Source organism: Galenea microaerophila, from assembly GCF_054657255.1.
Window position 1 is genome coordinate 313,616 of record NZ_BAAHWZ010000001.1, and the last position, 21,760, is coordinate 335,375.

General features: G+C 45.5%; 20 protein-coding genes and 1 riboswitch. Of the genes, 17 read left to right on the top strand and 3 right to left on the bottom strand.

Annotated features, from left to right (window positions below; genetic code table 11):
* Positions 1 to 64: 64 nt before the first annotated feature.
* The 17 genes from fabD (at position 65) to ACYQ05_RS01605 (ending at position 17,782) form a co-directional block, all read left to right on the top strand.
* Entirely contained in the window at positions 65 to 1,003 is a 939-nt protein-coding gene (gene fabD / locus ACYQ05_RS01525) for an ACP S-malonyltransferase (protein ID WP_459817690.1), read from the top strand.
* On the top strand, positions 997 to 1,737 hold the full coding sequence (gene fabG, locus ACYQ05_RS01530; RefSeq protein ID WP_459817691.1) for a 3-oxoacyl-ACP reductase FabG: 741 nt from the start codon (positions 997 to 999) through the stop codon (positions 1,735 to 1,737). Before fabD ends, fabG begins: the two co-directional genes overlap by 7 nt.
* Positions 1,738 to 1,886: 149 nt before the next feature.
* Entirely contained in the window at positions 1,887 to 2,123 is a 237-nt protein-coding gene (acpP, locus tag ACYQ05_RS01535) for an acyl carrier protein (protein ID WP_459817692.1), read from the top strand.
* A 70-nt stretch (positions 2,124 to 2,193) separates the two neighbouring features.
* Positions 2,194 to 3,435 carry a beta-ketoacyl-ACP synthase II gene (gene fabF, locus ACYQ05_RS01540; protein WP_459817693.1) on the top strand — a complete coding sequence of 414 codons (1,242 nt, stop codon included), beginning with the start codon at positions 2,194 to 2,196 and terminating at the stop codon, positions 3,433 to 3,435.
* Positions 3,407 to 4,837, top strand: coding sequence for an aminodeoxychorismate synthase component I (locus tag ACYQ05_RS01545; protein WP_459817694.1), 1,431 nt, complete (start codon positions 3,407 to 3,409; stop codon positions 4,835 to 4,837). The genes fabF and ACYQ05_RS01545 overlap by 29 nt, the downstream gene beginning before the upstream one ends.
* Positions 4,834 to 5,724 (top strand): aminodeoxychorismate lyase, encoded by an 891-nt coding sequence (gene pabC, locus ACYQ05_RS01550; protein WP_459817695.1) that lies wholly within the window; start codon positions 4,834 to 4,836, stop codon positions 5,722 to 5,724. Before ACYQ05_RS01545 ends, pabC begins: the two co-directional genes overlap by 4 nt.
* Positions 5,721 to 6,800 (top strand): endolytic transglycosylase MltG, encoded by a 1,080-nt coding sequence (gene mltG / locus ACYQ05_RS01555; protein WP_459817696.1) that lies wholly within the window; start codon positions 5,721 to 5,723, stop codon positions 6,798 to 6,800. Before pabC ends, mltG begins: the two co-directional genes overlap by 4 nt.
* Entirely contained in the window at positions 6,800 to 7,423 is a 624-nt protein-coding gene (gene tmk / locus ACYQ05_RS01560; protein WP_459817697.1) for a dTMP kinase, read from the top strand. The genes mltG and tmk overlap by 1 nt, the downstream gene beginning before the upstream one ends.
* 6 nt (positions 7,424 to 7,429) lie before the next feature.
* Positions 7,430 to 8,410 (top strand): DNA polymerase III subunit delta', encoded by a 981-nt coding sequence (gene holB, locus ACYQ05_RS01565; RefSeq protein ID WP_459817698.1) that lies wholly within the window; start codon positions 7,430 to 7,432, stop codon positions 8,408 to 8,410.
* Positions 8,407 to 9,186, top strand: a complete 780-nt coding sequence (locus tag ACYQ05_RS01570; RefSeq protein WP_459817699.1) for a TatD family hydrolase — start codon at positions 8,407 to 8,409, stop codon at positions 9,184 to 9,186. Before holB ends, ACYQ05_RS01570 begins: the two co-directional genes overlap by 4 nt.
* A gap of 187 nt (positions 9,187 to 9,373) precedes the next feature.
* The gene (locus ACYQ05_RS01575) at positions 9,374 to 11,050 is read left to right on the top strand and encodes an ABC transporter ATP-binding protein (RefSeq protein ID WP_459819022.1); all 1,677 of its coding nucleotides are present in this window, start codon (positions 9,374 to 9,376) and stop codon (positions 11,048 to 11,050) included.
* 162 nt (positions 11,051 to 11,212) lie between these two features.
* Positions 11,213 to 11,485 (top strand): DUF4212 domain-containing protein, encoded by a 273-nt coding sequence (locus ACYQ05_RS01580; protein WP_459817700.1) that lies wholly within the window; start codon positions 11,213 to 11,215, stop codon positions 11,483 to 11,485.
* 14 nt (positions 11,486 to 11,499) lie between these two features.
* Positions 11,500 to 13,287: a sodium:solute symporter family protein gene (locus ACYQ05_RS01585; RefSeq protein ID WP_459817701.1), complete on the top strand. Its 1,788-nt coding sequence runs from the start codon at positions 11,500 to 11,502 to the stop codon at positions 13,285 to 13,287.
* 111 nt (positions 13,288 to 13,398) lie between these two features.
* Positions 13,399 to 13,803 carry a hypothetical protein gene (locus tag ACYQ05_RS01590; RefSeq protein WP_459817702.1) on the top strand — a complete coding sequence of 135 codons (405 nt, stop codon included), beginning with the start codon at positions 13,399 to 13,401 and terminating at the stop codon, positions 13,801 to 13,803.
* 46 nt (positions 13,804 to 13,849) lie between these two features.
* Positions 13,850 to 15,721 carry a putative nucleotidyltransferase substrate binding domain-containing protein gene (locus tag ACYQ05_RS01595; RefSeq protein WP_459817703.1) on the top strand — a complete coding sequence of 624 codons (1,872 nt, stop codon included), beginning with the start codon at positions 13,850 to 13,852 and terminating at the stop codon, positions 15,719 to 15,721.
* Positions 15,718 to 16,413: an exonuclease domain-containing protein gene (locus ACYQ05_RS01600; RefSeq protein ID WP_459817704.1), complete on the top strand. Its 696-nt coding sequence runs from the start codon at positions 15,718 to 15,720 to the stop codon at positions 16,411 to 16,413. The genes ACYQ05_RS01595 and ACYQ05_RS01600 overlap by 4 nt, the downstream gene beginning before the upstream one ends.
* A 919-nt stretch (positions 16,414 to 17,332) precedes the next feature.
* A complete protein-coding gene (locus tag ACYQ05_RS01605) occupies positions 17,333 to 17,782 on the top strand; it encodes a methyl-accepting chemotaxis protein (RefSeq protein ID WP_459819024.1) in 450 nt (149 codons plus the stop codon).
* A 176-nt stretch (positions 17,783 to 17,958) separates the two neighbouring features.
* On the opposite strand, the gene ACYQ05_RS01610 is transcribed toward ACYQ05_RS01605, so the two are convergent.
* The 3 genes from ACYQ05_RS01610 to ACYQ05_RS01620 form a co-directional block, all read right to left on the bottom strand.
* Positions 17,959 to 18,828: a cobalamin-binding protein gene (locus tag ACYQ05_RS01610; RefSeq protein ID WP_459817705.1), complete on the bottom strand. Its 870-nt coding sequence runs from the start codon at positions 18,826 to 18,828 to the stop codon at positions 17,959 to 17,961.
* Positions 18,829 to 18,855: 27 nt separating this feature from the next.
* The gene (cobO, locus tag ACYQ05_RS01615; RefSeq protein ID WP_459817706.1) at positions 18,856 to 19,458 is read right to left on the bottom strand and encodes a cob(I)yrinic acid a,c-diamide adenosyltransferase; all 603 of its coding nucleotides are present in this window, start codon (positions 19,456 to 19,458) and stop codon (positions 18,856 to 18,858) included.
* A 114-nt stretch (positions 19,459 to 19,572) separates the two neighbouring features.
* The gene (locus tag ACYQ05_RS01620; RefSeq protein ID WP_459817707.1) at positions 19,573 to 21,387 is read right to left on the bottom strand and encodes a TonB-dependent receptor plug domain-containing protein; all 1,815 of its coding nucleotides are present in this window, start codon (positions 21,385 to 21,387) and stop codon (positions 19,573 to 19,575) included.
* A 152-nt stretch (positions 21,388 to 21,539) separates the two neighbouring features.
* Positions 21,540 to 21,753, bottom strand: a riboswitch (cobalamin riboswitch).
* Positions 21,754 to 21,760: the final 7 nt, after the last annotated feature.

Sequence of the window (21,760 nt, forward strand, 5' to 3'; positions counted from 1 at the left end):
GGTTGCATATTCGCCTGTTACGAATAAAATGGATTTGGCAAAATCCAATCACAAAGGATAGAAGATGTCATACGGTTTTATTTTTCCCGGCCAAGGTTCACAATCTGTGGGTATGATGGCAGATTTAGCCCAAAATTTCCCTATTGTTAAGACCCTTTATGAAGAAGCCTCTCATATTTTGGGTTATGACTTGTGGCAAATCGTTCAAGAGGGGCCAGAATCTAAATTGAATCAAACCCATATTACGCAACCTGCTTTATTAACAGCCGGTTATGCGGCCTATAAAGTTCTGGCTTCTGAAGTGGAGACACATCCGGCTTATATGGCGGGTCACTCGTTGGGTGAGTATACAGCGCTCGTAGCTGCAGAATCCATTAATTTTGCCCAAGGTGTTGAGCTGGTGGCAGAACGTGGTCGCCTGATGGAATTGGCAGTTGATGAAGGGGATGGCGCAATGGCCGCTGTCATCGGTCTTGAAGATGAAAAAGTCGCTGAGATTTGTCAGAAAGTGGCGGGTATTGTAGAACCCGCTAACTTTAATTCGCCCGGTCAGGTTGTGATTGCTGGTTACAAAGATGCAGTGGAAAAAGCCATTCCCTTGATGCAAGAAGCCGGCGCGAAAAAAGTGGTGATGCTGGCAGTCAGTGTGCCTTCACATTGCTCTTTAATGAAGCCTGCAGCCGATAATTTAGCCAAGTTTATGGCCTCTTTTACTTTCCAAGCACCTAAAGTTCCGGTGATTCATAATGCAGACGTGCAGACGCATACAGAGGATGCAGAGATTAAACAAGCTTTGGTAGAGCAGCTTTATCGACCTGTTCAGTGGGTGAAGACCGTACAATTAATGGCGAAAGAGGGGGTGGAAACCCTTTATGAGTTAGGGCCAGGTAAAGTTTTAATGGGCTTAAACCGTCGTATTGATCGTAAAGTGAAAACCTTGCCAGTTTATGATACAGAGTCTATGAAAAAAGCGATTGAAACATTAGGAGACGCGTCATGTTAACAGGGAAAATTGCATTAGTCACTGGCGCAAGCCGGGGGATTGGTCAAGCCATCGCCCTGGATTTGGCTAAAAATGGCGCGACGGTGATTGGGACTGCCACCTCCGATAAAGGTGCGCAGGCCATCTCGGACTATCTGGCTGAAGCTGGCCTTAAAGGCGAAGGGCGCTGCTTAAATGTCACCGATAAAACACAAATTAAAACGGTGGTGGAAGAGGTGAGTCAAACCTTTGGTGTGCCGACCATTTTGGTCAATAACGCTGGCATTACCCGTGATAATCTTCTTATGCGTATGAAAGACGAAGAGTGGGAAGAGATTATTGAGACCAATTTAAGTTCAGTCTATCGGATGAGTAAAGCCTGTTTACGCGGCATGATGAAAGCCCGTCAAGGTGCCATTATTAATATTGCTTCGGTTGTGGGAGCAATGGGGAATGCCGGTCAAACCAACTATGCGGCGGCTAAGGCGGGAATTATGGGCTTTTCTAAATCTTTGGCGCGAGAAGTTGGTGCGCGGGGGATTACGGTCAATACCGTTGCCCCAGGCTTTATTGCCACTGATATGACCAATGCCTTACCGGAAGCGCAAAAAGAGGCCTTAACCCAACAAATTCCATTACAGCGTTTAGGTCAACCAGAGGATATTGCACGAATGGTGACTTTTCTTGCTTCTGAAGGCGGCGCCTACATTACGGGGCAAACCCTTCATGTAAATGGTGGCATGTATATGATCTAATGATCAGTGCCTTAGAGATCTTTGTATCAACCCTTGTATCTCGCATACAAAGATCTCTTTAAAAAATTTCTTGATATTTTTTCTGGATACGGAGAAAATACCCGAATATTAAAAAGACTTTTTATTAACAAAAACTGGAGTAAATCCTAATGAGTAGTATTGAAGATCGCGTCAAAAAAATCGTTGTTGAGCAATTGGGTGTAGAAGAAGATCAAGTGACCCCTGATGCTTCATTTGTAGATGATTTAGGAGCGGATTCACTAGACACCGTTGAATTGGTTATGGCGCTAGAAGAAGAGTTTGATACCGAAATTCCTGATGAAGAAGCTGAAAAAATAGGAACTTTGGCGCAAGCGGTTGCCTATATTGAGGAGCATCTAGACTAAACGCTAGAGTAGCTTCTATCATAAAGCCGTTTAAAACGGCTTTTTTTTTATCATATTGAAGGAGTTTATTTTGAGTAAGCGTCGTGTTGTGGTGACAGGTTTAGGTGTGGTTTCACCTGTGGGCTTAACGGTCGAGGAGAACTGGGAAGCCATTAAATCGGGTCAGAATGGGATTGGCTACTTGACTGGATTTGATACTGAGAAGTTTTCAGTCAAAATTGGTGGCGAAGTGAGAGGGTTTGATCCAACGGAATATATCGCGGCCAAAGATGTGAAGAAAATGGACAAGTTTATCCAGTATGGCATTGCCGCGGGCACGCAAGCGATCAAAGACTCTGGACTCGAAGTGACAGAAGAAAATGCTGAACGCATAGGCGTTTCCATGGGTTCAGGTATTGGTGGCATTCAGACCATTGAAAATCAGACGGAAACCCTTTTGAAATCGGGTCCACGTCGGGTTTCCCCCTTCTTTGTGCCGAGCTCAATTATTAATATGACTTCAGGCAACCTTTCTATTCAGTTTGGGCTCAAAGGCCCCAATTTAGCGATTTCCACCGCTTGTGCGACCGGTTCACACAGTATTGGTGATGCTGCACGTTTGATTGAATACGGCGATGCGGATGTGATGATCGCCGGTGGTTCAGAGTTTGCCACCTGTCAATTGGGCGTTGCCGGATTTGCTGCAGCGCGCGCGCTTTCTACACGTAATGATGACCCTAAAACCGCCAGTCGTCCCTGGGATAAGGATCGGGATGGCTTTGTGTTAAGCGATGGGGCCGGTGCTTTGGTTCTAGAAGCGTATGAGCACGCCAAAGCTCGAGGCGCCCATATTTATGGAGAGCTACTGGGCTTTGGGATGAGTGGGGATGCCTATCATATCACCCTGCCAGCGGCTGGGGGTGAAGGCGGTGCACGCTGTATGAAAAATGCCTTGCGTAATGCAGGGATCAACCCAGAGCAAATTGGCTATATTAATGCGCATGGCACTTCCACGCCAGGGGGAGATTTGTGTGAAACGCAAGCGGTCAAATCTGTGTTTGGTGATCATGCGTATAAATTGGCCATGAGTTCGACCAAGTCGATGACAGGTCATACATTGGGGGCCGCTGGCGCCATAGAGGCGGTCTTTACGCTGTTAGCCTTGCAAGATCAACTGTTACCTCCAACCATCAATCTGCAAAATCCGGATGAGGGATGTGATTTAGATTATGTGCAAGGGAGTGAAGCACGTCCTGCTCAATTTGATTACGCACTGTCTAACTCTTTAGGGTTTGGCGGAACCAATGCGGCACTTGTCTTTGGACGTGTCTAACGCCCAACAGGCTGAGACTTATCAAGCGGTTATGCTTTCGTCAACCAACGGAAGTATGATCGCTGAAGATCTATTGCGACTGCATCAAGCCTTTCCAGAAAAGTATCCCTATCTTTTAGAAAGCGTCGCCACCACAGCCGATCATCGCTTTTCCATTCTGTTTGCCTATCCACAAGCGCAACAGACACTTCGACAATTTTCAGACGCCGCTGCCTTTCAACAGCAGTTTGCCGAGCAATTTGCTCAATTGCAACTGCCCCCAAGTGAACAGCCGACCCCCTATCCGTTTACGGGCGGCTGGTTTGTCTATTTAAGCTATGAGTATGGCCAAGTGGTGGAGCCAGTACTTTCGCTGCCAGAGAGTGATTTGCCTTTGGCTATTTTGACACGTGTGCCGGCTGCGGTGATTTTGGATCATCAGCAGAACCAGATTGTGGCTTTAGTGGAAAAGGATTTTGAAGCGCTTTTACCGCAAATTGAGCAGGATTGGCAGCAGGTGCAAAATCAAGCGCTCTTGAGCGAACCGCTCAGGTTGTTATCGCAATCCCAAGAGCCTGCAGAGAAATTTTTGCAAGGGGTGGCGCGTATCAAAGACTATATCTTGGCAGGAGATGTGTTTCAGGTGAATCTCTCTCGCCAATGGTCCATGCAGTTGGCAGCTGAAAATGATGCAGTGGCGGTCTATCAAGCCTTAAGAGCCCATAATCCAGCGCCCTTTGCCGCTTTGGCTCAATTTGATAATTGGGCGATTATTAGCTCATCCCCTGAACGTTTGGTCAGAACACGCTGGCAGTCTCAAGGTGTACAGACTCAGATGCAAGTCGAAACCCGCCCCATTGCAGGCACGCGAAAACGCGCGACGACTGCCGCAGAAGACCAGGCTTTACGTGAGGAGCTGATTGCGCATTCCAAAGAGCGAGCAGAGCATATTATGCTGATCGACTTAGAGCGCAATGATTTAGGGCGGATTTGTCAGCCAGGAAGCGTGCAGGTCAATGAGCTGATGACCATCGAAAGCTATCAACATGTCCATCATATCGTGTCCAATGTACAAGGTCATCTCAAATTGGATCTGAATCCCTTGCAAGTCTTAAATGCAGTGTTTCCCGGCGGCACCATCACCGGCTGCCCGAAAATTCGCTGTATGGAAATTATTGCGGAATTGGAGCAGATGCCGAGACAAGCCTATACTGGCAGCTTAGGCTATATCAATCGTGATGGTTCTATGGATACCAATATTTTGATTCGTAGCTTTATTCATCGTCCCCCCTTTGACAATCAATTGATGGTTCGTGCGGGTGCGGGGATTGTGGCCGACTCAATTGCAGAACGCGAGTTGGAAGAGACACGTCACAAAGCACGAGGATTATTACGTGCTTTAGGGGCGGTGGAGCATGAATGATGTCTGCGACCTGGGTTAATGGTCAGCCAGCTAAAAAGGTGCTGGCTTGTGACCGTGGCTTACATTATGGTGATGGCTTTTTCACCACCTGTTTAATTGGGCACGGGACTTTGCTGAATGCGCAAGCGCATTGGCAGCGATTGCAAGCGTCTGCTCAGCGTTTGTATTTTGTCCAATTCTCACTATCAGAGGTTCAGCAGCAAGTAAAGCAGGTTGTGGCTGAAACGCAACCTGAGTTGGCGGTGTTAAAAATTTTGGTGACACGCAGCTGTGGCGGCAGAGGGTATGCGCCCCCCATTGAAGAAAAAAATACGGTGGTCATACAGATTTTGCCCTTTCCCTTGGAGATGGATTTGCAGGCCTTTTGGGCATGGTTAGCGCATAAGCCTGCAATAGAGGCGCCCGTTTTACAAAGCAAATGGGGGTGTCATGCCCAGTTGGCAGGCGTCAAACATCTCAATCGCTTAGAAAATGTAATGGCACGTCAAGAGTTGCAACAGTTGGGAAATTTAAAGGCCTTAGAGGAAGGGGTGATGTTGAATGAGAACGCTGAAGTCATTTCTGGCACTCAGTCAAATCTAGTGGCCTCTATTTCAGGACGTTGGGTGACGCCTAAACTGCATCACAGCGGCGTGATGGGAACGACTTTACGGCGGCTGTCAGCAGGGATGGAAATTGAAGCGCGAACGCTCTCCTTACAAGCGCTGCAGCAAGCGGAGGCACTGTTTTTTTGCAATGCGGTGCGTGGGGTGATTCCGGTTCGACGTTTAATTTTAAATGCTGAGCAAGCGGTTGATTTTTCAATTGAAAAAGTGTTGCCTGTGCAGCGCTATTGGCGTGACTGCTTGCAAAAGGATTTAATCGGATCAAAGGGAAGTTGTGCATGACTGAAGCAAAAACAGAAGGGCAGAAAAAGGTCTCTCCACATCGACCAATAGGGAGCTTTATTAAGCTCTCGCTGTTCAGTCTGTTATTTATTTGGCTGGTGGTGACCGCTTGGGAGGTCTATCGTTTTCTGACTTCCCCCATTGGCACCCATGCGAAAGCACAGCCGACTGTGATCGAAATTTCTCCCAATCAAACCCCTAAAGGATTGGCGGCTGAATTAGCGAAAAAAGGGCTCATGCCACACCCTGATTGGCTCGTTTACTGGATGCGATGGCAAGGTCTGGATCGTAAGTTACGGCTCGGTGAATATCGGGTGAATCCTCAGTGGACAGTTTCTGAGTTGATGATGCATCTCTTGCAGGATGCGCCAGTGCAATATGAGTTTACCTTGGTGCCTGGGATGACTTTTAAGACTTTATGGCAAAAGATTCGTCAGCTACCGAAATTGCAGCATGTTCCAGACTTAACCCCTGAAAAATTAGCGGCACAGTTGAAATTGATCGGCAATCCAAAGGTTTCAGGGGCAGCGCGATTGGAAGGGCAATTTTTGCCGGAAACCTATGCCTATGTGAAATGGGGAGATTCTGATTTACAGCTATTGAAGCGGATGCATCAGGCGATGCAGCAATTTTTAATGCAGCAGTGGTCGCAAAGAGCCCCCAATTTGCCACTTAAGACGCCTTATGAAGCATTGATTTTGGCGTCCATTGTAGAAAAAGAGACCGGCAAAGCGTCTGAACGACCTTTAATTGCCGGTGTTTTTATCAATCGACTGAAAAAACGAATGCGTTTGCAGTCAGACCCAACGGTGATTTACGGTATGGGCGATGCTTATAATGGCAATATCCGTAAAAAAGATTTACGCACCAAAACCGCTTATAATACCTATCGGATGCGAGGATTGCCGCCAACACCGATTTGTATGCCGAGTAAAGCCGCTATTCTAGCCGTGTTGCATCCTGCGAAAACCCAGGCGCTCTATTTTGTGGGCAAAGGCAATGGCGAACATCAATTTTCTAATACGCTCAAACAGCATAATCGTGCCGTTTATCGTTATCAAAAAAGGCCAAACTGATGCAGGCAAAATTTATCACCCTAGAGGGTTCAGAAGGCGCGGGGAAATCGACCAATCTCAAGTTTATTGCTCAATGGTTGCAGCAAAGGCAATTGTCTGTGGTCACCACGCGTGAACCGGGCGGTACCGAGATTGGTGAAGCGATACGGGAGATTTTATTAAATCCCCGTTTTTCTGAGATGACGCCAGAAACTGAACTGTTATTGATGTTTGCCGCCCGCAGTCAACATATTCAGCAAAAGATTCAACCGGCTCTGGCTGAAGGCAAATGGGTAATTTCAGACCGCTTTACCGATGCCTCTTATGCTTATCAAGGGGCTGCACGAGGCTTGGCTTTTGAGCGCATTGCGCAGATTGAAAATTGGGTACAGCAAGGTTTTTTTCCCGATTTGGTGTTTGTGTTTGATTTACCGGTGGAGGTCGGCATGCAGCGTGTGCAAAGCCGTGGTGAAGCCAGCGACCGCTTTGAGCAAGAGCAGAAGGCGTTTTTTGAAAAGGTGCGGCAAGCCTATCTACAACGAGCCGCTCAGCATCCTGAGCGCTATTGTATCCTAGATGCCAGTCAGCCTTTAGCCGAGGTGCAGCAGCAGATAGTGCAAAAATTAGAAACGCTGATGCAGTAAACAGTCATGATCCTATACCCTTGGCAACAGACCCAATGGCAGCAATGGCAGCAGCAAGTGGCTCAGCAGCGGATTGCGCATGCCTATCTCTTATCGGGAATGGCGGGTTTAGGGTTAACCGATTTTGCCCTGCAGATGGCCGTAGATCTGTTATGCACAGCTTCCAGCGCTGAACCTTGTCAGCAGTGTGCAAGTTGCCATCTCTTGCAAACCCAGCAGCATCCAGATCTCTTTCAGATAAATGTTGCCGAGGATAAAAAGGAGATCACCATTGCTCAGGTGCGGGCGCTAACGGAAAAACTTTATGAAACTGCGCATCAGGGTGGCTATAAGGTAGCAATTATTGAAGCGGCAGAAACATTGAATGTATCCGCCTTTAATGCGCTGTTAAAAACCTTAGAAGAGCCGCCGGCACAGACGGTTTTGATCTTAACCACCCATGCAGTCAGTCAACTGCCGGCAACGATTTTAAGTCGCTGCCAAAAGCTCAATTTTACCTCACCCGCATTTGAAGAAGGTCTGCAGTGGTGTCAACAGGCGTGTCCCCAAGCGGATGAGCCTTTAATTAAACGGGCGTTACGCTTACATTATGGTGCGCCTTTGGCAGCAAAATCGTGGATAGAAAGCGGGGAGTTTCAGCAATATCAACAGTGGCAGCAGGATTGTCAAGCTTTGCAAAAACAGCAAAAATGGGTGCCTGAGGTGGTTGCGGAATGGTTAAAATGGGAGAAACCTGAAGTGATTTTAGATTATTTTTATCATTGGTCGGTTTCAGCCTTGCGCCAGGCGTTGTATCAACAGAAGCGCCCCTATCATGAAGACTTACTTTTGTTTCAAAAAGTAGTCTTGTCTGCTAAACAGTTGTGGCTAGGTAATGTCAATCAAGCCCTTTTATTGGAAAATGTATTATTGATTTGGTTAGCGCGGCAAACCGAAAATTTCAAATCGCTTGCGGAACCTTTGAGTAGGAGTCTGAACAGAGAATGATTATTGATTCACACTGTCATTTAAATCTTTTGCCAGAAGAGAAAGTGGGGACGGTCGATGAGGTGATTGCCCATGCGAAAGAAAATGGGGTCGAGCGCATGATGTGCGTCGCCATTCATCCCGATCAGTGGCCTGAAGTGTTGGCTTTGGCTGATCAGCATCCGGAAGTCTATGCGACCATCGGTATTCATCCCTGTGAAGATCCAGAACTTGTGCTGGATGAGGCTGCGATGATAGAAGCGGCTTCTCATCCAAAGGTGTTGGCCATTGGTGAGATCGGTTTAGATTACTACCATTTTGAGGCTGACAGCGATATGACTTGGCAACATCAACGTTTACGTCAACAAGTGCAGATTGCCAAGCAGTTACAAAAACCGGTGGTGATTCATACCCGAAATTCCACGCCTGATTGTTTGCGTATTTTGCAAGAAGAGGGGGCGGAAGCTGTGGGGGGCATTATGCACTGCTTTGTAGAAGATTTAGCCACTGCGGAACAGGCGATGGCGATGGGGTTTTATATCTCATTTTCCGGCATTGTCACCTTTAAAAATGCCAAAGCGCTAAAAGCCGTCGCCAAAGCGATCCCCTTGGAAAAAATGCTGGTCGAGACCGATTCGCCCTATTTAGCGCCGGTGCCCTATCGCGGGAAAACCAATCAACCCGCCTATACGCGGTATGTGGTAGAGGAGATCGCACACCTAAAAGGGCTTTCCCCTGAACAAGTGGCGCAAGCAACCACAGAAAACTTTAAACGCTTAATGAAATTAGAAAGTTGATTTAAAATTGAACGCAAAAACTGAAACGAATGCCAAAATTCCCAGTCCTGCTGCTGTACAGGGAGAAGAAAACTTAGCTTCTAAAGCCTCAATCACCTCAGGGCAGTATTCTTGGCAGCGTATCTGGCAGCTGGTGAAACGGCATAGAGCCCGTTTAGTCAAAGCGAATATCATTGCCTTTTTGGCCATGATCGTGACGGTACCACTGCCCCTGTTGTTACCGCTTTTGGTGGATGAGGTCCTATTGAACAAGCCTGGTTGGGTGGTTGAAAGCCTGAATCACTGGTTACCTCAAGACTGGCAGACGGCTGCCGGTTATATTATCACCGTCAGTGTGATCACCATTCTCTTGCGCATATTTGGGGTCGGCTTTGGTGTTTGGCAGTCACAGCAATTTACAGTGATCTCTAAAGAGGTTGCCTATCAGATTCGCCGAGACCTTTTGCAGCGTGTGCAAGGGGTTTCGATGGCGAAATATGAGCAGATGGGCTCAGGCAGTGTAGCGGCGACCTTAGTGAATGATGTCAATACCATTGATACCTTTTTAGGCACGACAATTGGTAAGGTCATTATTGCGGTTTTAACGTTAATCGGCGTCACCCTGGTGCTGATTTGGCTGCATTGGCAGATGGCGCTGTTTATACTGCTGCTCAATCCAGTGGTGGTCTACTTCACCATGCGCATGGGGCGTGCTGTAAAACATCTGAAAAAAGAAGAAAACAGTGCTCTGGAGGCTTTTCAACAGGCGTTAACAGAAACATTGGATGCTTTACAGCAGGTGCGTGCTGCCAATCAAGATCGTCCCTTTTTTGAGCGTATTAACCAATTAGCCTATCAAATTAAGCAACATTCGGAAGCTTTTACCTGGAAAAGCGATGCAGCCAGTCGCCTCTCATTTCTGATTTTTCTGATCGGTTTTGACCTGTTTCGAGGGGTGGCCATGCTGATGGTCGTTTTTTCAGGGTTGACCATCGGGGAGATGATGGCCGTATTGGGTTATCTGTGGTTTATGATGGGTCCGGTGCAAGAGATTTTAGCCATTCAGTACAGTTATAGTGCAGCAGATGGCGCTTTACAGCGGATCAATCAGGTCTTGGATTTAGAGCAAGAGCCACAATACCCTTGTGAAGTGAATCCTTTTACGCAAACGCCCGTGAAAGTGAGTGTTCGCCATTTGCAATTTAGCTATCCAGATCAAGCGCAGCCGGTGCTAAAAGATGTCTCTTTTGAAATCCAGCCTGGCGAGAAATTAGCCCTGGTGGGTGCGAGTGGTGGTGGTAAAACCACGCTGGTGCAACTGTTGCTCGGATTTTATCAACCGCAATCAGGCTGTATCTGTTACAACGAAGTGCCCTTTGAAAAAATTGGTCAGCAGGTCGTGCGCGAAAATGTGGCCACCGTTTTACAACATCCCGTGCTGTTTCATACCACCATTCGCTTTAATTTAGATTTAGGTCGCAATCTGCCTGATGCGCAGTTATGGCAAGCGTTGGAAATGGCGCAAATGGCAGAGACGGTACGTCAATTGCCAGATCAGTTAGACAGCATTGTCGGTCGCAATGGCATTAAACTCTCAGGGGGGCAGCGACAGCGTCTGGCGATTGCACGAATGATTTTACAAGATCCTAAAGTGGTGATTATGGATGAAGCCACTTCGGCATTGGATATGGAGACTGAGCGCCAGCTATATCAAGATTTAGCGCCTTTCTTTGAAGATCGCACCACGCTCATTGTTGCGCACCGTCTCAGTTCCATTAAACAGGCGGATCGCATTATGGTATTTGAGGATGGACATATTATTGAATCGGGCTCCCATGAAGAGTTGATTAAACAGGGCGGCACTTATCAACGACTTTATCGATAATATCAGCATAAAACCATATCCTTAAATAATCTTTGCTTATGGATTTAACCCTTTGTAATAAATAATCTTAATAAGTGTTTATGAAAAACTCTGTTATCCTACCCCCTGTTTACGGTTCTGGATCAGAATCTTTTTTTGGAAAATATAACTAGAGGAATAAGTATGGCAGAAAAACAAGATGACAGCTTTGACAGCTATGCCTACTGGAGAAGCAACTTAAAACTTTTAGCAGTCTGTTTGACTATTTGGTTTTTGGTCTCATTTGGCTTTGGTATTTTATTGGTCGATCAAATGAATATGATTAAGATCGGTGGCTACCCATTAGGCTTCTGGTTTGCGCAACAAGGATCGATTATCACCTTTATTATTTTGGTTTTTTGCTATGCAGCCAAAATGAATAAGCTGGATCGACATCATGATGTTCACGAAGAGTAAGGGGTGAGTTAATAATGGATTTAAATACTTTAACCTACCTGGTGGTAGGGGCAACCTTTGTACTCTATATTGGGATTGCCATTTGGGCGCGTGCACAAAGCACGGGAGATTTTTATGTGGCTGGGGGGAATATTCACCCAGTGGCCAATGGGATGGCGACAGCAGCGGACTGGATGTCAGCCGCATCGTTTATCTCAATGGCGGGTCTGATTGCGTTTAATGGTTACGGCGCCTCGGTCTTCTTAATGGGATGGACCGGTGGTTATGTACTTTTGGCCATGTTGCTTGCGCCTTATCTGCGTAAGTTCGGTAAATTTACCGTGCCGGAGTTTATTGGTGAGCGTTACTACTCTGATACCGCACGCGTCATTGCGGTGATCTGTTTGGTTTTGGCCTCCATCACCTATGTCATTGGACAGATGAAAGGGATCGGGGTGGCCTTCTCTCGCTTTTTGGAAACCGATTATGATACCGGTCTCTATATCGGGATGGGGATCGTCTTTTTCTATGCCGTTGTCGGTGGGATGAAAGGGATCACCTATACGCAGATTGCGCAATATGTGGTATTAATTACCGCTTATACGGTGCCTGCTGTTTTTATCTCCTTGCATTTGACTGGGAACCCGATTCCGCCTATTGGTTTGGGTAGCCAGATGTTGTCAGATGGCACCTATCTTTTGGATAAACTGGATCAAACTTTGGTTGATTTAGGTTTCCATCAATACACCACGCAGGTGATGGGCAGTAAGCTCAATATGTTTGTCTATACCTTGACATTGATGATTGGAACCGCAGGTTTGCCTCATGTTATTATGCGATTCTTTACGGTGCGCACCGTTAAAGATGCGCGCAGTTCTGCCGGTTGGGCATTGGTGTTTATTTCAGCACTATACTTAGTTGCCCCTGCAGTGGGTGGGATGGCTCGCATGAATCTGATGGATACCATTCAAACTGGACCCGTGGGTCAGCCTGACAGTAATTTGGAATATGCACAACGACCTGATTGGTTTAAAAAGTGGGAAACCACAGGACTGTTGAAGTTTGAAGATAAAAACGGCGATGGTCGAATTCAATACTATAATGACAAAAACCCAGAGTTTGCGCAAAAAGCAGAACAAGAATGGGGATGGAAAGGGTCTGAGCTGAAAGTGGACCGCGATATTATGGTATTAGCGAATCCAGAAATTGCAGATTTGCCGAATTGGGTCATCGCCATTGTGGTTGCCGGTGGTTTAGCGGCGGCTCTGTCGACAGCGGCAGGTCTTCTTTTGGCGATTGCTTCAGCCATTTCGCATGACCTGTTAAAAGGGTTGATGATGCGGAATATGTCAGAAAAATCTGAGCTGCGTGCCAGTCGAATTGCGATGGCAGCGACAGTGCTGGTGGCCGGTTACTTAGGGCTCAACCCACCTGATTTTGCAGCAGGGACCGTGGCGATTGCCTTTGGATTGGCAGCCGCCTCTTTATTCCCAGCCTTGATCATGGGGATCTTCTTTAAGCATATCAATAAAGAAGGCGCCATTGCGGGGATGGTAGCAGGGATTTCTATCACCTTGTTATATGTGTTCCAGCATAAAGGGATTATGTTTATCCCTGGCACAGCGTTCTTAGGGGATATGCCGGCTAACTGGTTCTTTGGCATTAGTCCGAATGCCTTTGGTGCAGTGGGAGCGGTGATTAACTTTATCGTTGCCTTTATCGTGACCAAAATGACTTCACCTACCCCGGTCCATATTCAGGATTTGGTTGAAGACATTCGAGTACCGAAAGGTTCAAAAGCCACCGTTTCTGGCGCACATTAAGTGTCCCTCTAGAAGGGTTTATTGTAAGCCCCGCTTTAGGCGGGGTTTTTCTTTGATAAGCAGCGTTTTAATAGAGACGCTGCTTATCAAAGAAACAAATGAAGGGAAGAGATGAGTAAACATTTTTGGTTAGCCATTGTGATGGTGCCCTTTTTGGGATATGTGGGTTATGCTTTGACAGATTGGTATCTCAAAAAAGAGACGCCGCATACCGAATTGAAAATAATGAAACCGGTCCACTCTGACTGCGCATTAACGCAAGGGTGTCAATTTTATGCAGGCGATTTTGTAATCACGGTTAAGCAAACAGCTCAGGCCATTCAGTTTACCGGCAATCAGCGACTTAAAGGCTTAATGGTGGAAGTGGTTAAGGTGGCACCTCCCCAACGAGCAGAAAAAGTAGATGAGGCGGGTTATCAATGGCGATTGTCCATTCCTAAAGCTTTGCCAAAAGGGGTACAATTACGCTGGGTAGCCCAAGGGTATTGGGGCAACTATATTGGAGAAACGCCTTAGTTTCATTCATCAGCCATAAAGGTAAAATGTGCTCAAGGAGGTTACTGTGGAGATAGAGCAAACGGCGCTTTTGGACTTTTTAAAACAGACGCCTCCTTTAGATACTCTGTCTGAGTCATCGGTTTTAAACTGGTTAGCGCAAGTTGAAATTGAATACTTCCGACAGGGTGAGACTATTTTACAAGCAGGTGAGACCAATCACTGGCTCTATCTGCTGCGTTCGGGTTCTGTTCAGGTGTTAGACAGCCAAGGCGAGCAGGTAAATGTGGTGGCCGAAGGGGAGTGGTTTGGTTACCGATCGCTTTTAGAAAAAGGCAAAATCCAATTTACCGTCAAAGCTCAAGAAGATTGCCTAGTCTATCTGTTTCCAAAGGCGCTGTTTTTACAAGCTTATCGAGATTACCCCATTTTTCAGCAATTTTTTGCACGCCATAAACCTGAACGCATTCGTTTGGCCTTGCAGCAATGGCAGCAGACGATGCCCCATCTTCCCTTAGATCAACCAGTGCAAAAGTTTATTCGTCCCATTGAAATTTTGCCTTTGGATATGACATTACAGCAAGCCGCGCAAAAGTTACAACAGGCAGAAAAAAATCCGCAAATCGCTTGGCCCGTTCTGGTGGCTGATGAGCGTTTTACGAAAATAGCGGGCAAATTATTAGTATCTGCGGTGGCAAAGGGGGTCGAAAAGCTGCATCAATTATTGCCACTTAAAGCCAGTCAGATTTTGCAGCCGGTGATGGAAAATACCCCAGTCGGAGAAGTCCTCTCCCTATTGGTTAAAAATGAGACGGTGTTAGTGGTTTCAGAACAGAACGCTAGGCCGTTGGGTATTTTTAGTTTGCATCAACTGCCTCCTGCATTAGACTTTTCAGCTTTAACCCATCACATTGCTCAAGCGCAAAGTTTTGACGCTTTGGCGTCTGTTTCTGAAGCGCTACCGACCTATTTTCAGCAGTTGGTGATGCAGAAGTTGCCACCGAAAAAAGTCAGTCGCTTAATCAGTGCCTTGGGCGAGGCGTTGACACAAAAAGTGGTCAGATTAACACTGTCGCAACAGCAATCACAAACGCCAGAATTGGCGAATTTACAGTGCACCTTTTTAGTCGCGGGCTCGATGGCGAGAGGTGAGCAGACACTGAAAACCGATCAAGACAATGCGATGCTGCTGCCTGATGGCCCAATCAATATAGAAGAATCGGTTTTACAAACTTTCAGTCAAACCATTGTTGATCAGCTCAATCAGCTAGGGTATGAATATTGTCCAGGTGAGATGATGGCCTCTAATTCAAAATGGCGACAGCCCGTTAGTCAATGGCAGCGCTATTTCCGGCAGTGGACAGAAACGCCAACCGCCGAAGCGGTTTTATTAGCGGCCACCTTTTATGATTTGAAGCCGGTGTGTGGTGCCAATGAACTGTTTGAACCTCTGCATCAACAGGCCTTAGACATGGCAAAGCACAGTGGGCATTTTTTATACCATTTGGCTGCAAATGCCTTAAGTTTTAAGCCCCCAATTGGTTTTTTTCGCAATTTTATGATTGAAAAATCCAAAGATGCGACGCTTAAGCAGTCTGGTTTAGATCTAAAAAAACGCGGTATTACCCCTATTGTGGAGCTGGCAAGAGTCTATGCATTAAGTGAAGGTTTGCCCGCCTTAAATACTTGGGATCGATTGCAGCAAGCGCAACAAGCGGGCATCATTTCTCAGCAAGGTTATGAAGATTTACGAGATGCTCTGGATTTGATCGCTCAAATCCGCCAACATCATCAAGCACAGTGTATTGAACAGAATCTGCCTGCAGATAATATCGTCTCCCCAGAAACGCTCTCACATCTTGAACAGCGGCATCTGAAGGATGCTTTTACGGTAGTACGAGAGATGCAGGATGCTTTGGCCTTAAAGTTTAACCTATGAATATTTGGCAGAGAGTTGGCTTTCAATGGCGGCTGCGGCAAGCTTTAGCCGTTTGTCCAGAAGCGGTCAAAAATTGGCTACAAGCCTTACCGCCTTTGGGCACGCCACTTTCAAAAGTCGATTTTTTGGCGCTAGATTTTGAAACGACAGGTCTTAATCCTAAAAAGGATGCCATTTTATCTATGGGCTGGGTACCGTTGATGGGGGGTCGCATTAAAGTCGGGCAGGGCGCCCATTATATTGTGCATACTGACCAAACATTGCCTGAAGCGACCATTAAGGTGCATGGCATTACGCATCAAGCCGTGCAGCAAGGCGAAGATTTGGCTGAGGTTTTAACTTTACTATGGAAAGCATTGAGAGGTGAGGAGGCATATAGCCGGATACCCCTAGTGCATTTTGCGCGCATAGAGAAACAGTTTTTGGCGGCAGCCTGTCAAGCTGAATATGGTTGCGCCCCTCCTTTGGCAATGGTGGATACTTTTGACCTCGCTGTTCGTCAATTCCCGCCACATACTTCGATAGAGGCTTCCCAGTTTCGCTTGGCTAATTTAAGGCGGCAGTATCATTTACCGGATGCCCCGCCGCATAATGCACTGGAAGATGCGATTGCTACAGCGGAGTTATTTCAGGCACAGATGAAGTTCCGGAGTGATTTCGAGCAATTGCGTTTACAGGATCTATTGATTTAGGACTACCTGACCGAGGTTTAAAGAGGTAAATTTTTAAACAGAAATTAGGGATGTTTGGGGTCAAAGACAAAGCTTTCTTAAGATAAATTGGCACTTTATTTGCTTTAAATATTATTAGATTTATTTACAAGTTGTGTTCCAACAAAAGTTACGTGAGGTAATAATGAAACTATTTTCCTGCAAAGAACCACAGTATGATTTTGGTTTTTTGGATAAAGAGGTGGAAGCTATTTTATCAAATGACAAAATAGTGGTCTTTGACAAAGAGAAAGTGGCTTTGCAGGGGAAGAATCTTGAGGAAAAAATCAAAACCCTCTTTACGATTAAAAACCGAGAGATGTTTTATTGGGAAGAGTTTAAACGCACCTATCCTGTCGGTATGTTTAGCATCTTACCGGATAGAAAATTCGTTGAATGGAATGAAAGTTTTAAGTCTCTTGTAAAATGGGATGATCATGAATTAAAACATGTCTCGAGCGCAGCAAAGGTGCTGTGGCCGAGTAATCCAGATGAGTGTCGAGTCTGTAAAATTGTTAAACGTTTTGATATGGATGAAAAACGTCCTGGCTATGGTTCTGCAACTCTGGAGGATAAAAATGGGGAAATGATTCCTGTTTTTGTGTATGTGATCCCTGTTTTTATCAATGGGACACTTGATCGAACATTTGTCATCCTTCGGGATATGAGAGATGAAATTGAAAAAAGGAAAGCCTTTTTACAAGAACAGATTGCTCCCATCATAGAAAGATTTGAAAAATTGCGTAATCGAGATATTTCTGAACTTATTAATTTAGATGAAAATTCAGAATTAAAGGCGCTCGAAGAACCAATTAATGCCATTATTACAACCTTGAAAGAGATCATCGGTGGAACTCAAAAATTGATGACAGAGGTTGATAATGAGGCGACGAAGACCAAAATGGTGGTTAGAAAGTCTGTTGAATGGGCAGGCAGTGAGTTCAAAAAGGCTCAAGAAGAGTTGGTTGAAAAAGCAAAATCATATGAATCCTCTACAAATGAAATTGAAAATATGGTCGGATTGATTAAAGATATTGCCGATCAAACCAATTTACTTGCTTTGAATGCCGCGATAGAAGCTGCTCGTGCTGGGGAACATGGACGAGGCTTTGCGGTGGTAGCAGATCAAGTTAGAAAACTTGCAGAACGCAGTCAGACGGCGACTTCAGAGATTACCATGACGATCTCGGATATTAAAGAGACAAGCCTTTTCATGATTTCTGGTATTGAGAAATCAAATGAAGATGGTGAAAAGTTGGTGAACGATTTAACGCAAATCGATAAGAATGTCGATTCGATCGAAGAGCATGTGCATGAGCTAAAAGATTCTATTAGTGGATTTAAACTCTAATCAGATGTTTGCATGAGAGCGTGTTGTAGTCAAAATTGACTAAAACTTTCCTACGCTTTGTTGAAAAACAAGGCAATAGTTCATGTCTCTCTCGTGCAAAGTGCACTTGTAATTGCATTGCAGCAGGCTTTAACCTCTGTCAAAAGTGTCAAGCGTCGATTTGGTTTTTGGATCCTCTATTGACTAGGCGTTGATGAGAGAGGGGGATGAATTTTTAAACAGAGATTGGGAAGATTGAGAATCAGACGCGCAGTTGGGCGTTGATAGAGGTCAGCATTGAGCGGAATCACGCGGTGTGTTCTAACAGCGGTGATCATTGGATAGTGCTGCCACTGCTTGCGCCACTGCAGCTGACGGTTTTGATCCCCACCCAATAGAATCACTTCTGGGTTGCGCAAAATGACCGCTTCTAGGCTCACTTCACCTGCAATGGGTTTTAGATCGGAAAAAATATTTTGCCCTTTGCAAATTGTCATGGCTTGGCTGATAAAGTGTTGGCCATTAATTGTCATTAAAGGGTGATCCCAAATCTGATAAAAAGTTTTCATCCATCTGATGTTAGGATTTTTTTGATAAGCTTTCTGTTGTTGTTGAAGGCGTTGTTGCAGTTTTTTCGCTTCCAGTTGGGCAATGGTTTCAGTGCCTGCCAATTGGCCAATTGCCATAATCTCTTTGGGAATATCGGTCAACTTTTGTGGATGAGAGAGAAAAAGTTTAAAGCCAAACTGTTTGGACAGTTGTTGCAAGCGCACCAAATCTTGCATGCGATTGCCACCTTCCCAAGCCAATATAATGTCAGGCTTTAATTGCAAAATTTTTTCAAAATTCAAAGCGTTGTAGTGACCGACAATCGGCAGTTTCGTCACCGCTTGCGGATAGTCACTATAGCTGACCACGCCTACCAGTTGATTTAAAGCCCCGGCAGAAGCTGCCATTTCCGCCAAATGCGGTGAAAGCGCAATGATGCGGGGTTTCTGAGGCTGGCTGTTGGCAGAAAGCGCCCAAAAACTCAAAAAAATCAGACAAAATTTTTGAAAAAAGTTCAAAATCCCCAGTCCTGTATGATGGGTAAGTTAAAAATCGATCCCTTTTTGCGCCTTAATCCCTGCTTTATAGGCGTGTTTAATCTCTTTGATTTCTGAAACCGTATCTGCGAGCTCAATCAGATTGGCCGAGGCAGAGCGGCCGGTAATGACTACATGCTGGTGGGGTGGACGGTTTTTAAGGGCTTGTAAAATGCGATCTTCCTCTAAATATTGATAAAGAATCAGATAGGTCAGTTCATCAAGCACCACCAAATCGATTTCAGGATTGGTGAGCATCTGTTCCGCTACAGCCCAACCTTTTTGGGAGGTGGCGATGTCCTGTTGGCGATCTTGGGTGTCCCAAGTGAACCCATCGCCTAATACCTGCCAATCACAATTTGCATCTTTTCCAAAATAGGCCTCTTCACCGGTATCGGTGCGGCTTTTAATAAATTGACAGACGCCTACCGTCATACCATGCCCCAAAGCACGTCCTACCATACCAAAAGCGGAGGTCGATTTGCCTTTACCGTGGCCTGTGATCACCAAAATCAGCCCCTTTTCATCGGTTGCTTTGGCCATAGATGCTTCAATCTGCGCTTTTTTACGCTGCATCTTAATTTTATGATAATGCTGTTGCTTTTCGCTCATTTAAAGATTCCATTGAATTTATGGTATTTTACCGTGAATGCTTTTTTGATGTTTTCTTAAACAACAAAGCCCTGACAAGCAGGGCGAGTGTTTTAAATAACCATTTGATCGGGACTAGAATTTACCGTCAATCCCTACAAAGATTTGTGTGCCGCCATTATTGTAGACATATTTCGGTGTATCGCTATTGCCGACATAACTGGCAACAGCATCGGTATAGTCTTCATTAAACAGATTTTTAACTTTGGCTTTTAGATTGACCGCACGGGTGAGTGCATAGTTGGCAAATAGATCGGTGACAAAATAGTTACCAATATTGGCGCCTTTTTTATCGCTCTTATCGTACTTATCGCCGACATAGGAGGTGTCGATACCGATGGTTGCTTTATTAAAACCAAAATAAGAGAGTTGAACATTGGCGGTTTCATCTGGACGGAGAGCGAGCCAGTCCCCCTCTTTATTGGTGACCGTTTGTGTTAAATAGCTGAGTTTAAGGTCTGTAGAAATGGCCTCAAAGGTGCGTTGATAACTGAATTCAATGCCTTCGGCTGTATTTCTTCCATCTGCATTGTAGTATTTATCATAGGTGTTATAGTCAAAAGTAATGGCATCTTCCGTTACTTGTTTAAAGTAAGTAATGGTTGCTCCAAATTTGGAAAGGGTTAAGTCATAGCCCGTCGAGCTTTCTGGTTTTAGGTTTTGTGTAGATTTATAGGTGGCTTGGTATAGGGTAGGGGCATTATAGGCGGTGCCGTAGTTAGCACTGATATAGCCTTCTTGAGGTAAAAGATATTTGGCGCCGACTTTACCCGTCGTAGCGTCTTTGAATCGATTAAAGTCATCTTGTCGAATGGCCTCAGTGATGACAAATTGTCCAAAGCGATTGGTATTGTTGGCACTATAACTGGTATCGTTGTAACTTTTACTAGAATAAAGTTGATGAAGATTTTTATTTTGAATTTCAAGATTTAAAAAATCGGAGTCATTGTAGCTGAAATGCAGCCTGCCGCCAGTTTGTGTGGTAAGCCCTTCATTCCCATAATGGGTGAGTTGATTGTCTTGCGCATACAGTTCACTGCTTAGATGCTCGTTTATTACGCTTTTTAATCCAATTCGACGCAGAGTATCAGTAAAGTCCGTTTTATCATAAGAGCCATTTGCGTTCGGGGGTGTGGTAGGAGGAGTGACATAGGTTGAATCGTACTCGGAATACGCTTGGGTATTTTTTATAAAGACGGAAAATTGATGATTTTTAACCGGCTTAAAATGGAATGAAAATGAGAGGTCACTCTGTTGAAAAGCATCATTTTCATAACCATCATTGGAATGATGGTAAGCTTTAATACGTGAGTAACCGTCTGTAGAGAGGCTGCTTAAATTCACTCGGAAGCCTGATTTAGGAGTCTGTGCGCCAAAGCTGGTGGAAATTTGTTTGAAACCATAAGAGCCAAATTCTGCGCTGGCTGTATTTGCGCCTGATTTTTTAGTAATAATATTAATCACGCCTGCGGCACCTGAGCCCCAGACCCCAGATTGGGGACCTTGAATAATTTCAATGCGTTGAATATCGGCAACGGGAATCATTTCTATACGAGCGCCACCGGTGCCTAAGGGGTTGGTCATCTCGATGCCATCTATAAGTACTAAGGTGCCTTGGTTACCTTGTCCGCGCATGAAAATAGTGCTGGCTGTTCCAGGTCCACCATTGCTTTTAATGGTAATGCCGGGAACGCCTCGTAGGACTTCTACCAGAGAGTGAGCCTGTTTTTCTTTAATCTCTTCTTCGGTAATAATGGTCGTCGGACTGGTGACCGTCTTTAGGCTTTGTTCTGAATTACTGGCAGTTACGACGACTTGAGGCAACTCGGTTTCGGCAAAAACCGGCGCGGTAACCGCGGCGAGTGCAAGAATAAGAGCTGTTTTTTTCATATGGATTCCTTTGTAATTAACCTGATTTTAAAATTACAAAGGCAAAACGGAACCTGCAGTGGTGTGAACTGAATCTGCAGGATAGGATAAATTGAGCGCTTGGTCGCTTTGGCTTATCCTCCGTATTGCCCTCCGCAATAGGGGATGTGCTAAAAATACACTTTCTACAGGCCGGTCTCCGGGCTTAAAAGCAATTTGTTGATCGCCTTCTCAAAGCAGCGCTTCAATGGCGATTAAGACCTTGGCCTCATGATCAACGCTTCTTTATTACCGTTGCGGGGGCAGCACTTGATTTGCACAAGTTTCCCGTTTAACCCAAATACTTTTCTTATCTAAGTATCGGGCACCTGTAGAAAAGGCGAATATTATACGG